At 58.6% G+C, this 13,303-nt stretch carries 9 protein-coding genes and 2 pseudogenes; 5 read left to right on the top strand and 6 right to left on the bottom strand.

Going from position 1 to position 13,303, the window contains the following annotated elements:
• Both ASE71_RS37295 and ASE71_RS34225 read left to right on the top strand, forming a co-directional pair.
• Window positions 1-298: pseudogene (locus ASE71_RS37295) on the top strand (hypothetical protein); the annotation flags it as partial.
• Window positions 299-543: 245 nt separating this feature from the next.
• Window positions 544-750, top strand: coding sequence for a CsbD family protein (locus ASE71_RS34225; RefSeq protein ID WP_034803410.1), 207 nt, complete (start codon window positions 544-546; stop codon window positions 748-750).
• A gap of 78 nt (window positions 751-828) precedes the next feature.
• Here ASE71_RS34225 and ASE71_RS34220 read toward each other — a convergent pair whose 3' ends face one another.
• From ASE71_RS34220 to ASE71_RS34200, 6 genes are all read right to left on the bottom strand, one after another.
• The gene (locus ASE71_RS34220; RefSeq protein ID WP_060516690.1) at window positions 829-2,049 is read right to left on the bottom strand and encodes an NAD(P)/FAD-dependent oxidoreductase; all 1,221 of its coding nucleotides are present in this window, start codon (window positions 2,047-2,049) and stop codon (window positions 829-831) included.
• A gap of 180 nt (window positions 2,050-2,229) precedes the next feature.
• Complete coding sequence (locus tag ASE71_RS35500; protein WP_082566422.1) at window positions 2,230-2,865, bottom strand: BA14K family protein; 636 nt, start codon at window positions 2,863-2,865, stop codon at window positions 2,230-2,232.
• Window positions 2,866-3,192: 327 nt separating this feature from the next.
• Window positions 3,193-5,337, bottom strand: a complete 2,145-nt coding sequence (locus tag ASE71_RS34215) for a response regulator (RefSeq protein WP_082566423.1) — start codon at window positions 5,335-5,337, stop codon at window positions 3,193-3,195.
• On the bottom strand, window positions 5,330-7,930 hold the full coding sequence (locus ASE71_RS34210) for an HWE histidine kinase domain-containing protein (RefSeq protein ID WP_060516692.1): 2,601 nt from the start codon (window positions 7,928-7,930) through the stop codon (window positions 5,330-5,332). The genes ASE71_RS34215 and ASE71_RS34210 overlap by 8 nt, the downstream gene beginning before the upstream one ends.
• Entirely contained in the window at window positions 7,917-8,471 is a 555-nt protein-coding gene (locus ASE71_RS36150) for a biliverdin-producing heme oxygenase (protein WP_060516694.1), read from the bottom strand. The genes ASE71_RS34210 and ASE71_RS36150 overlap by 14 nt, the downstream gene beginning before the upstream one ends.
• Window positions 8,472-8,822: 351 nt before the next feature.
• Window positions 8,823-9,146 (bottom strand): hypothetical protein, encoded by a 324-nt coding sequence (locus ASE71_RS34200; protein WP_060516696.1) that lies wholly within the window; start codon window positions 9,144-9,146, stop codon window positions 8,823-8,825.
• Window positions 9,147-9,299: 153 nt separating this feature from the next.
• Here ASE71_RS34200 and ASE71_RS34195 point away from each other — a divergent pair.
• The 3 genes and pseudogenes from ASE71_RS34195 to ASE71_RS34185 all read left to right on the top strand — a co-directional run bounded on the left by ASE71_RS34195 (window position 9,300) and on the right by ASE71_RS34185 (window position 13,185).
• A pseudogene (locus ASE71_RS34195) lies at window positions 9,300-9,859 on the top strand (NADPH-dependent FMN reductase).
• Between the two features lie 929 nt (window positions 9,860-10,788).
• On the top strand, window positions 10,789-12,015 hold the full coding sequence (locus ASE71_RS34190) for a low temperature requirement protein A (RefSeq protein ID WP_082566425.1): 1,227 nt from the start codon (window positions 10,789-10,791) through the stop codon (window positions 12,013-12,015).
• Between the two features lie 297 nt (window positions 12,016-12,312).
• A complete protein-coding gene (locus ASE71_RS34185) occupies window positions 12,313-13,185 on the top strand; it encodes an alpha/beta fold hydrolase (RefSeq protein ID WP_060516698.1) in 873 nt (290 codons plus the stop codon).
• Window positions 13,186-13,303: the final 118 nt, after the last annotated feature.

Here is a 13,303-nt window from a genome sequence, read left to right as displayed (position 1 = left end):
CGCGGTAGCAGGTGGTGCCGCCGGCGGGATTATCGGAGCGATGACGGATTCGGGCGTTCCGGAAGAACATGCCCATGTCTATGCGGAAGGCGTACGGCGCGGTGGCGCGGTCGTCACGGCACGGGTCGACGACGCGCTCCAGGCGGATGCCGAAGCGATCCTGCGCCGCGGTAGCTGGGTCGACCCGGTGCAGCGTCGAGCTTCTTATTCCGAGCAGGGCTGGCGGCGCTTTGATCCGACGCTCGCTCCCTATACTCCCGATGAGGTTGAACAGGAGCGGCGGCGCTACAGGCGCTGATGTCCCCAAGGCGTCTTCTCGGGTCCTAAATTCATCCGTTGCCGGCATACCGGCATAATGCCGCTGGCAACGGATAAGCATTGCCTAAACCAACGAGGCAGGGCCTGCAGTCGGCTAAACTGTCTCGAGGTTCATAGAGCCGGGCCCGACAAACAGCACCATCATTCGCCTCAACAAATAACGGAACAAGTGCGTAGCTCACTCGTTCAAGAAATGTACCTGAATAGCAATGGAGCGTCCCCAAAATGGATTGGAACCGTGTTGAAGGCAACTGGAAGCAGATTAAGGGTAAGGTCAAGGAGCAGTGGGGCAAACTCACCGACGATGACCTCGACCAGATCAACGGTAAACGCGAGCAACTCGAAGGCAAGATCCAGGAGCGTTATGGATATGCCAAGGATCAGGCGAGGAAAGATATCGACGACTGGTATTCAAACCAGCGTTTCCATTGATCCAAAACTACCTTCACTCTTTATCTTCAAAGGCCGCCGTTCCGGCGGCCTTTCTGCTTTGCTGCCTGGCTTCGAAGCTCAACGAAAGGCGAACAACTCGCTATCTGGGTCACGGTAGCCCAAAATCTCTGACGACACGATCTCCGCAGCGATCTGGCTGTAGGTAATGCCATTGCCCCCATAACCCATCACGGCATAGACATTCTCCAGCCCCGGAACGTTCCCGATAAGCGGCAATCCGTCAGAGGTAGTGCCAAAAGGCGCGGCCCAAAGATAATCCGGCTCGCCGATTGGTATTTCCAGGAGCGCCGACAGCTTTGCGCGCAAGATCTGGGATTTGGCTCTAAGCTTGATAGGGTCCGCAAATGCGGTGGTGCTTTCTTCGTCCTCCCCTCCAACAATCAGGCGACCATCCTTGGTCGAACGAATATAGAGGTAGGGATCGGATGCTTCCCAAAGAACATAGTTCTTGAGCCAGTCAGGCCGTGGATGGTGCGGCTTAGTCGCAAGAGCCCAGGTGGATACCATCCGATGGCCTTCGTGGGCCACGGCTTCGAGAAACTCGTACCCCGTGCAAAACACAACGTGCTTGGCCAGTATGATTTCGCCTGTCGAGGTCGCAGCGGCGTTCCATCCTTCAACGCTGCGGACGTCGGTAATCTCCGTGTCGCCTATGAGCGAAACATCGTCCCTCTGGGCTTTGCGCCACAAGCCGGCTGTCAATTGCGCCGGATTGGCGGCTGCAGAAATATCGGACCCGATTGCCGCAGTCCGATTGAGACCGAACTCTTCGCGCAAGCAAGCAGACTTGAGAAACCTTGCTGAAATGCCAGCGGCCTGCCGCGCGTCGATCTCCAAGCGAAGCGCGCGGGCACCATAGGCATTGCCGGACAGATAAAGAGACTTCTTCTGTTCAAAGCCACAGTCGATTCCAAGACTGTCGATGAGCGTGATCAGTGTTTCCACTGCTCTTGCGGAGCGTTGCCATGCGCGCCGCGCCTTGTCCTGCCCAATCATCGTGGTGAGCTGGTGGAGCGGCACATCGATCTCGTGCTGGATCATCGCAGTGCTCGCCAAAGTGCTGCCTTGTACCGGCCAGCGTCGGTCGACGACGAGAATTTTCATGTCTCGCTTGGCAAGGGACAACGCCATCAGCGCCCCTCCGATGCCGGCGCCGACGATCAACACATCGACTTTGTCAACGGAGATGCGACTTTGCGCGACAACCTTGATATGACGCGTGTTGGACCACAGTGGCCGATTGGACCGCAATTTGCGCTTTCGCGTGATTTTCTCCAACTCTTTGCATCTCCATGTTCCGGTAGAGGTTGGATAGCCGGACGAACGCTCATTCTTCCGCTTTACTCTCGCTATCCATCGGGATCGCGATCCCTTGAATGCCTCAGCCGTCGCAACGCACGCCCGGGAGAGGCCGGTGCCGCCGAAGAATGTTCGTGCCGCAGTTGACTTGCGGGCTGCTCATCGCCCCGACACGGGCCGCACGCTGTTGCTCGCTTCGAGGCGCGCATCTTGGGATGGATAAAGGCAGTGCCTTCGAGGGCCGTTGTAGGGCTGGTAGGTGTTGTCATCGGCTCGATACGACTGATAGCGGACGGTACACGAGACGGTACGCGGTTCGGCCGTTGCGTAGCCCACGAACCGCCGATCGATTTGCGCCGTCCGGTCTTTGTGGATCGGGTACATGACCGCGTAAGGCGACTGGCACGTTCGTATTTGTCCACCGTATGAGCGGTACGCGTTGGTTTCGGGGTTATAGGACCGGTAGCGGCTTGAGCACCAATCGCGGTGGGCTGTCGAGACGCCGGTATGGGAGTTCACCAAGGTTGGAGCGGTGAGTGCCAGACGCCCCGATGTTCGCTTCGCCGAAACCGGGTTCGTGACGTAAGTGGAATAGACGGGCGGCAAACGCTGGTAGTTCTGCTGGCTCCGGTCGATCCGGACCGGTGTTGCGGTCCAAAGATCTGGAGCCGAAGCCGACTTCAGCAGAGGAGGTTCGGTGGGCTTGGCCAGCACGAGTGAGGCGACGGACGCAGCCGCGGCGCTGGCGCAAACGGACAATGCGATGCCAAATGCCAGCGATCCGATCGCTTTCATGGTTTTGCTCCTCTGCCCGTCACTGGGAATGCCTTTTGCTATCAGCGCGAAATCGAAAGCGATTGAATTTCCAACGAAAACGCCTTGCCGCGACGACCCTCGTCGCCGACGGTTAAATGCCGAGGTTGATTTTTTGTTCCCCTTACGGGCTTTAGTCGGACGGAAATTCAGACCAAGGGCGTAGCTTGACCAGAACGAGGGTTATCGAGCACTTCGAAACTCCTGAAAAGAGCGCGGACTTGCAGATTGCCCGGTGGTCCCGTCAGCTGAGCGCAGTTGGCTGTCCATCGGCGAAATGCAGCAAGCCTGGCGCGCCAGACCCGGTTGTCATTGGCGGATCAAGCTTTCGACCCGCCGCGCCAGCACGTCAGCTGTGAAGGGTTTGGTGACCACTTCCATGCCATGGTCGAGGTGCCCGTGGTTGAGTACTGCGTTCTCCGCATACCCTGTGACGAAGAGTACGTTAAGACCGGGACGCTGGACGCGCACCGCATCCGCAAGCTGCCGTCCGTTCATGCCGTTCGGCAGCCCGACGTCGGTAACCAGAAGATCGATTGTGGGGCGTGCATCAAGCATTTTAAGGGCGGAAGGGCCGTCGCTCGCCTCCAGCACTTCGTAGCCCAGCTCTTCGAGAATTTCGACCGCGACCATCCTGACCAGGGGTTCGTCGTCCACGACCAGGATGGTGTGAACTCCGGTCGCTGCGGGCGCGGGTCCCGCGTCGGCTGGTATGTCGGAGCTATGATCTTCGGCCGCGTGGCGGGGCAAATAAATGCAAATCATCGTGCCCTTGCCCACTTCGGAGTATATGCGCACGGCACCACCGGATTGGCCGGCAAAACCGTAGACCATGGAAAGGCCAAGCCCCGTCCCCTGTCCGATCGGCTTCGTCGTGAAAAACGGATCAAAGGCGCGGGCGACCACATCCGGCGACATGCCCGTACCGGTGTCGCTGACGCACAAGGAGACATATTGCCCCGGCGGCAATCCACGTTGGGCCGCAGCGCGTTCGTCGAGCCACCGATTACCGGTCTCGATCGTCAAGCGTCCACCATCCGGCATCGCGTCGCGAGCGTTGATGCAAAGATTGAGCAGAGCGTTCTCGAGCTGGCCAACATCGACGAAGGCCGTCCACAGCCCTCCTGCTCCGACAGTCTCGACCGCCACCCCAGGACCGACGCTTCGGCTGATCAGATCTTGCATACCCGCGACGATGCGATTGATGTCCGACGGCTTCGGATCGAGCGTCTGCCTGCGGGAAAAGGCAAGGAGGCGCTGAGTTAGGCCCGCGGCCCGCTTCACCGCCCCTTGTGCTCCCGTCATATAACGGTCGATCTCACCCACACGGCCCTGGGCGAGCCGAGTTTTCATCAGATCAAGGCTGCCGCTGATGCCGGCGAGGATGTTGTTGAAGTCGTGCGCCAGGCCCCCGGTTAGTTGCCCGACAGCCTCCATCTTTTGCGCCTGCCGCAGGGCGTCTTCCGCCTGGACAAGGGCTGCGGTGCGTTCCTCTACCCGTTGCTCTAGCGTTTCGTTGAGCGTGCGGAGGGCCGCAAGGGCATGGTCACGTTCGGCTTCGACCGCGCGCCGCTCTTCGATATCGATCAGGACACCCGGAAATTTAAGCGCAACACCGTCACTGCTGCATTCCACGCGACCGTTCGCCTCGAGCCAGCGATACCTCCCGTCCTCGCGACGCGTCCTGTATTGGTGGGCATAGGCTCCGCCTTTTGCCAGGGCCTCTCTGACCGAGGCCGTCACTCGTTCCTGATCGTCGGGATGAACGGCGCCGACGATATCGGCAAGGCTCAGGCCTGAGCGCCCTTGCTGCGGATCGAACCCAAACGCGGTCGCAAAAGCTTCGTCGACCGTAAAGCGATCGGTAGGCACGTCCCACAGCCACGTGCCGATGATCGCCCCTGCGGCCATCGCCATTTGCACACGCTGTATGTTATCGCGCGCGTGGCTTTCGCTCTCGCGTAGCGCCGCTTCGGCCTTCTTCCTCTCGGTTACGTCGCGAAATAGGACCGCCACCTGGCGCAGGCCTGCCGGCTCGATGCGGGTGGCCGAAACTTCGATATGCCTGGCGACTGATTTGAACTCCTGCTCGAAGCGCACTGGTTTGCCGGTGCGCAACACGCTGCCATAGACGTCCAACCAGACATCCGCGTTTCCGGGTTCAATCTCCCGAAGCCGTTTGCCGACGATGTCCGAGATGCCTGTATGCCGGCCATAGCCGGAATTTGCTTCAAGGTGTACGTAATCGCTGAGCGGACCATGTGGTCCGTCGATGAAGCCAATAATGCAGAAACCATCGTCGATCGCCTCGAAAAGGGCTCGATAGCGTGCCTCTCGCGCGTCGTCGTCGCTGGCGTTATGGACCTTCAGCGCGGCGCCTCCCTGCGACAGGGCCCTCAGCCTCAGGATCTCGTCTTCGAGTTGCTCGCGAGACAGCGACTTGATGTCAGACATCGATTTCGGTCTTTCCCTTCGTCGTTCCTGTCACTGCCCTTTGCGCGTCTCTGGACAGGGTCTCGTCCCACAGCAGTGAAAGCGCTCCGACGATGGCATTTCTGCTGTAGGGTTTGCGCACGATCGGCACGCCGATAAGGTCCGGCGGCAGTTCTGCTCCCTCGCCATAGCCTGTAGCAAAAACGAATGGAGTGCCTCTGCGCATGAGTTCGCCGGCGATCCCGAACGAATTGGTCTGCCCGAGATTGATATCGAGAATCGCCAGTTCCGGAGCAGTCCTCTCGATATGTGCCATGGCCTGCTGGACGGAGCTCGCCGTCGAAACCTCCGAGAACCCTTCGTCCGACAGCATCGCTTCGAGATCAAGCGCTATGAGCATCTGATCCTCAACGATCAGAACCCTGGGGTTTGCACGGCCAAGGCCGCTTTGTTCGGGAGCGGCGGTACCGACCGTATATGTTTCCATTGTCGGACCTAACGCGGTGAGTTTGACGTGTGGGGAGGGGATGCTGAACTCTGCCTCAAGCCCCGATGGTTCGAAGCGGACGGAGCTGCGCCCATGAAGATCGTAGGGGACGCTGCGCTCGATGAGGGCACTACCGAATCCTCTGCGTAACGGCAGAGTGACGAGTGGACCGTTTCGCTCGCGCCAGGAGACGTCGCAATCGGAGCCGGTCATCGTCCAGCGCACCTCTACTTCGCCAGCCGTCACCGAAAGCGCTCCGTATTTGGCGGCGTTGGTCGCGAGCTCGTGAAACACCAGCGCCATTACCGAAAAAGCGCGGCTGTCGAGCCAGACGGCAGGACCTTCGAGCGTAATTGTCGACAGATTTGTCCGGTAAGGCTGGAGTTCGGCCTCCAGGAGATCCGCCAGGATCCCGCCGCCATCTCCGCGCACGACCTGGTCATGCGCGATTGCGAGCGCCTCGATGCGACCCTGCAGCGTCGAAACATATTCTTCGAGCGATTTCTTGTGCTGTTGGGGGCTTGTCACCAGAGATTTGATGACGGCGAGGATGTTCTTGACGCGGTGGCTAAGCTCTTGGTTCAGCATCCGCTGCCGAACCTCGGACTTGCGGCGCTCGCCCGCCATCAGCTCGTTGTGTCGCAGCACCACCTCGACGATCGCGACCCGGACGATCTCGGCGATTTCCCGCTCGGCCTCCGACCAGGGCTGCGCCTGCCCCTGAACCGTCTCCTTCCAGATCGCAAAGCTCTTGCGTGGTGTGAGACGGTCGCCGAGTGGACCTGCCTCATAGGTCTTTTCAGGATTGCCGGCCCAGTTGAGGGTCTGGACCAGTTCTTTGCGAAAAAACACCAGGCAATCCGAGCCCGTTTGCGAAAGGGGAATGGCGAGAACGCCCGAAAGCCGCTCGCTGTAGGCCAATGCCTCCGGGAACTTCTGTGACAGGGCATGCGTCGCCCAGACGCGGCCTTCACTGACAGTGCGGATGAAATCCAGAAGAGCGGCTCTTTCTTCGTGCGGCGGAGCGGTGCCGATCCCCACCCATTTGCCATCCACCATGACGCCGATACCGTCGTTTGCCAGCAACTGCGAGAATTCTCGCAGGCTCTGGCGCAACAGTTCACCCACATCCTCGTGATGGGAAGACAAAATGAGAAAGCGGTCGAGCGCTTCGCGTGTCCCAGCGACGGCCGCAACCCGGCGGCTTTCCTTCAGAGATTTCAGGTGCAGCGAGAAAAATTCGCCGAACACTTCAAGCGCAACGCGTTGGGCCATCGGCAGTGCGCGCGGCGAGTAGTGGTGGCAGGCGATCAACCCCCAGAGCTGGCCGTCCAGAACAACCGAAATCGACATCGACGCGGCGACGCCCATGTTGCGCAGGTATTCGCAATGGATGGGCGAAACGCTGCGCAGGTGCGCGAAACTGAGGTCCAATGGTTCGCCGGATCCGTCCAGAACCGGCTCGACGGGTACACGCGCACCGCTCGCGTCCGAAATGACACGGATGGTGTTCTTGAGATAAAGTGCGCGGGCCTGCTGGGGGATATCGCTTGCTGGAAAATACTGGCCCAGAAAACTCTCAAGATCGGCGCGTTTCGCTTCGCTGACGACCTTGCCTGACCCGTCTTGCTCAAAGCGGTAGATCATCACGCGGTCATAGCCGGTGGTACCCGCAACGATCCGGCACGCGCGCTGCACCAGACGGTCGACGTCGGTGATGTCCTTGATGCGCCCAATCATCTCGCGCGCAATATGCAAGGGTTGACCGATCGATGGAGCCGGCTCGAACTCAATGATGACGGCCGACTTGTGAAGGTGGACGGAAATGTCGAACACGCGGTCGCCCAAAACGACATCGAGCAAAAGAGCCGGTCGTGAGGCCGCTCCCGCGGCCGCAAGCGCATTGCGCAGATCATGCAACAACTTTGGGCCGAGCACGTCGACAAGAGGCCGCCCAAGGAGGCTGCCCTCCCAGGCGAGCATCTTCGCAGCGTTTGCCGATATGCGTGCAATCGTCGTGAACCCGAGATTGCATGCCAGAAGACAACCGTGCGGTTGGATACTCCCGGGGATATGAATAGGCTCCCTGTCGCAAGTCTCGAGGGTGACGGGTTCAACTGGCGACAAGATATGCACTTTCAAAGCAAGTTTGGGCGAGAGCGAACACGGCGTTCGCCGTGACGGCAGACCGAACGACGTCAAAATCATGTGTTCGTTCGAGGAGCGACAGGAAGGATGGCCATCGGGTCGTGTCGTCCGCCATCGAAACAAGGTGCTTTGCGCCGAAGGTTTCATCGAAACCAAGCTTCAACGCCCTCTGACGCAAGACCCGCGCACCGAGAGACGACCCTTCCACCACGTAGAGCGCACCGAGAAGCGCGCTTGGATCTGAAAGATCGAAATCAGGCCGAATGCGGCGCGCCGGTGGCAAGCCGAGATCGCACGCGTCCTGAGCAAGCAGCTCTGCAACCCCTGACGGTCGCCAATTCCAGCCTTCAGGCCAAGAGATGTTCCTCAGCGCTTCATCCATTGTCGCACGAAACGGCAAAACGCGCGCTACGTACCGGCGATAGTCCTCGATGGTGCTGAGCTCGCCGACCGCGGCGTCTACCCGCTGATGTGCATCACGCGTCCTATTCCTCAATTCAACGCGTTCACTTCCGCGCATGCATTCTCCGCCTAATCATAAAACACGACCCATTCTGTGGCACGTAGCCGAGGCGGGCCCCAGACTAAAATCGCTTGAAGAACTAGGGCATGGCCGCGATTGCGACAAGGCAATCGCGTTCTGTTTTTGGAGATGAGCGTGAAGGGCACGGCGGTCGAACATCCAAGGCTGAAAAACGGCTTTCAACGAAACGGGCCGCGCAGGCATGGTAACATTTCTATGATCCAGCGCTTCTATTGATGCACCCGCAACAGATGCAAGATCTTTCCGGATCGTGCGAAAGATGGCGCCGTGGGCTTTTTTTCAGCCACGTCCTTTCGAGTTCGTTGCACTATCGCAGGAAGCCCATAGCTAGCGGCGCCTCAAGAAAGCGCTCCAGATATAACCTGCAACACCCGCGGTGAACAGAACCGGCGCGAGATGACGTCTGATACGGCCTTCTACCGTTTCTAAAACAACGGTCGCCTCGAGCACCGCCAGTCTGGAGGTCCCGTCCGCTATGGCAATGAGGCGCTCGCGAAGCCGCGCCACGTCGGCCCTCAACACATCAAGCTGCTCTCTTTGCGTCGCCAGGCTTGGCGTCTTGAGAGCAAACTCGGCATTTGGACGTGTCTCCTTTGGCAGCGAGTCGTCACACAACGACAAAATGTCGCGGTCGTGCGGCTCGTCAGTCATCGTTTGGTCCTCCTACGCCCGGTTCGTCTCAACGAGGAAAGGCCGCCCGTTGTTCCCTCGTTTTACCTTCCTCACCGTTGATAATGTGCTTTTGAAAGCGGCGCCGCGTCCACAATGGCTTGCTGGCTGCGGAATTTTCACTATCCTTGAGGAATGAGGATCCTAGGAATTTCAGGAAGTACGCGTCGGCTTTCCACCAATTCGGCCTTGTTGAGGGCTTTCCAATCCCTCGTTCCAGCCGATATCACCGTTGAAGTCTTTGATAACATTGGTGAGCTGCCGATCTTTTCTCCCGATCTGGAGGGCGCAAACGCCCCAGAAAGCGTCATCCGCTTCGTCGAGAAAATTTCCGCAAGTGATGGGCTAATCATCTCCAGCCCCGAGTATCTTCGCACCATTCCCGGAGGCCTCAAGAACGCCGTCGACTGGCTTGTCTCGGGGAGGCCGTAATCGCGAAACCGATAGCCCTCATCCACGCTTCGCACCGAGGCGACGAGACGCTGGCAGCGCTGCGCACCGTCCTTTTGACCTTAAGCTCAAATTTCTCCGAGACGATTTTCTTCCGGCTTCCCGGTATGAAGGAGACGCCAGACGTAATCATGGAAAAGTTCATGGACCCCGCTCATCGTCCGGCGGGGGAGAAATTCCTCAAGGATTTTGCATCGTTTTGCCGAAGCCAGAACCGGGACGTCCCTGACGTGATCGCTATTTGACCAGCGGCGAGACGGAGCACAACCCAGAGCGCTGTGGCTCCGTACTTCGAAGTCGCACAAAGGCTATTGATCCTGCGAAATATCATCCTGCCCCAAACACGTCGCCGGCGCAGCTGAGCGTAGCAAAACGCGCGCTTCCCGCCTCCCGTACCAGTAGCGGCCACTTCCCGATCAAGCACCAGATGAGCCGATTTCTCAGCGCGCAGGTTAATGCCTGTCAAGCTACTCATCTGCACTCAAGGGATTTCATCGCGATATCCTCATTAGCCACAGGGTTTAGCCCGGATGGGCAAATGGAGTTCCGGCAAGCGGTGTGATAGCGAGCACCAGTCGTCTTCGGACGGGGAGGAGACGGCCAGAGGCCTGGCGCTCCAATCATAGCGACAGGCCTCGCCTGGGGGTCCTTTGGCTAGTTCCACGAGGACGCAAGCGGTTTACGTCTCGACAGGAATAGAGGCGACCATTCACACACGGTATGATCCCGACAGGGGAGCAGAATGGGGTATGATCAGTAGTGTTGATTTCGGTAGCAACTCAGGTTGTATCCAACGCGCTATAGCGTGCAAGCCGAGGCCTGGCGTGCATATGCGTTGTATCGAGGTGACTGTAGTGCGGACGCGTGAAGATCGTTGACCTTGCTCAGCCCTCAGACGAGCAAAGTGCCGCTTTGCGCCTTCTAGCTCGGATCCCGCATGAATGGAGTGTGTGGACGGCTCTCCAGGGGGTTTCGGTCGGAATGGGCATCATCAACGCCCCTGGTCCCGCTTAGCGAGCGAGGCGAGCGAGCGGCTCCTTCAACCACGGGAATAGTTGTAAGCGACCGTGCTCCTCTTCAATCCCTGCAGAGGGGCCTTCTCCTCATCGAGTGGGATATTGCTGGAACTCCGTACCGCTCTACCTCTTTCTCCATCTCGGGCGGAGGAAGAGTAATGCACCAAGCGTCGCGACATCGAGCGGCAGAACCGACAACGGCCAAGGGGGCAGCAACTGGAGATCAATGGATAAGGAAGGCGGACGCCGACCAGACCAGAGCAAGCTTTCCCGAACTGTTCTTCGACCTCGTTTTTGTGTTTGCTCTGGTCCAGCTCGCAAAGACACTTGCGAGCGACTTCGGCCCCACAGCCCTTCTCGAGGCGGCGCTGCTCATTCTTGCGATCTGGTGGATCTGGATTCACACGACCTGGGTTACAAACCTTCTCGATACCGAGCAAAATCCAGTACGGCTGATGCTCTTTCTCCTGATGTTTGGGAGTATTCTGCTGGCTATCGCCTTGCCGGACGCGTTTGGAGACCATGGATTTGCATTTGCGGTCATCTACTGCAGCATACAGATAGGGCGATCGCTTTTCATGCTCTACGCCTATCATCGCGTCGATGCGGCCTCTTTCCTGACGTTCCTGCGGATTACCCTCTGGCTAGTCCTTGCAAGCGCCTTCTGGCTTGTGGGTTCTCAAATGGAGACGACTCCGCGAATTGCATTCTGGAGTACCGCTCTTCTAGTCGAATATCTGGCTCCGGCCCTGCGGTACTATCTTCCTGGCCTGGGGAAATCAGCGCCCGAGACGTTGGACGTTTCTGGCAAGCATATGGCAGAACGTTGTGCGCTGTTCGTAATCATCTGCCTCGGTGAAACGATCCTGACGACCGGCCGCAACGCCGCAGAGCACATGGCGGACGACATGACCTTCGCTGTCTTCTGCAGCGCGTTTTTAAGCACCGGTTTTATGTGGTGGATCTACTTCCATCACGGCCAGGAAAAAGCCGCCAACAAAGCGGAGGCGACGTCGAAACCCGAGACATTGGCGCTCAATCTCTTCACATACGGCCACCTGCCAATTGTTTCTGGCGTCATCCTGACGGCAGTAGGAGAGGACTTCAGCCTGTCCCATGCCAAAGATGAAACCACGATGCAAACCGCTCTGGCGATACTCGGAGGCCCGGCGCTTTTTTTGGCTGGCAACATCTGGATAAAGTTGGCCGCGGCGCACCAGTTCCCGATTTCGCACATTGTCGGGTTCGCGATCCTTGCCCTTGCTGGAGTGCTTTCTGCGCTTGCCGCCAATTATCATCTCCAGTTTCTGGCGACAGCGACCCTCTTTGGCGTTGCCATTTGGGAGTATCTGGCATTGCGTCGTGCTTCGGCTTCGACGGCATAACCGTAGCGCGAAGACGGCCGGCATAGCCGATAATCGAGACTAGGAAGGCGCGCCGGCGTCAGCAACATTAGGGCGCGGATCATCTGTCGCTTCAAGATATATGTGCACGATATTGAAATTAAATGCACTTTCGCCCTTGCGGCAACCTTCGGGTATCCAGCATATTCGCTCGCCGGTTCCCCGAAAGGGAACAACCGGCGATGGTACCAGTTATCTCCCGGTCACGAGCGGCTGCGCTTGTTGGTGATCGGTCGATGCCCTTCGAAAGCAGTCAGCTCATCCTGCGGAGGATTTGCTATGGACACGCTGGTACGGCATCGGCGGATCATGGTTGCCGGCATTGAGGTCTTCTATCGGGAAGCTGGACGACAAGATGCTCCGGTTATCTTGCTCCCGCACGGATATCCGTGTTCATCCTACGAGTTTCGCAATCTAATGCCACGGCTTTCCGACCGCTGGCACCTGATCGCTCCGGATTTCCCCGGTGCGGGCTACAGCGGGACGCCGGAGGATTTCGACTACAGCTTCGACGGCTACGCAGCCTTTCTGAGCAGCTTCATCGACGCGCTTAAGATCGATCGCTTCGTTCTTTATCTGCACGATTTCGGATCGCCGATCGGAATTCGCATGGCCATTCTACGGCCGGCATCCGTCGTCGGGCTCATCATTCAGAACGGCGACATCCCCTATGAAGATGCCTTGGGCCCCAAATATGCAGACATTGAAAAGACCTGGGCGCTTCCGTTGCCGGAAATGAAACGCACGTTGGCCGAGGCGGTGACCGAGGAGATTTTCCGGGAAGAGTTCCTCAACGACTTGAAGCCTGATCTCGCAGAGGCCATTCCTCCCGACCTATGGAAACTGCATTGGTCGCTCATGACACCAAAGCGGAAGGAAATCGCCGTCAACCTGATCGCAGGTTTGAAGGAGAACCGGTCATGGTTTCCGCAACACCGCAGATATCTGGCGGACCATAAGCCCCCTGCCCTCATCGTCTGGGGACCCAACGACCACTACATGCCGGAGAAATCTGCCCGAGCATATCTCCGCGACTTGCCGGACGCCGAACTTCATTTCATCGATGGCGGGCATTGGCTCCTGGAGACCCACCTGGATCAGGTAGCGCTGCTTATCCGTGATTTTCTCGCGCGGATTCACAATCGGCGGTAACCTGCCGGCCAGCTTCGACAATCGCGCTTTTACGGCGCCGTGCGTTCCAACAAACGCTCAAAGGATGAGAGGCTGCGCGACTGCCCAGACGTCGGCTGGAACAAGCTGTCCACCTGGC

Origin of the sequence: Ensifer sp. Root954 (assembly GCF_001429005.1) — a bacterium.
Lineage (GTDB): Bacteria > Pseudomonadota > Alphaproteobacteria > Rhizobiales > Rhizobiaceae > Ensifer > Ensifer adhaerens.
This window is presented reverse-complemented; position numbering and strand designations above follow the sequence as displayed.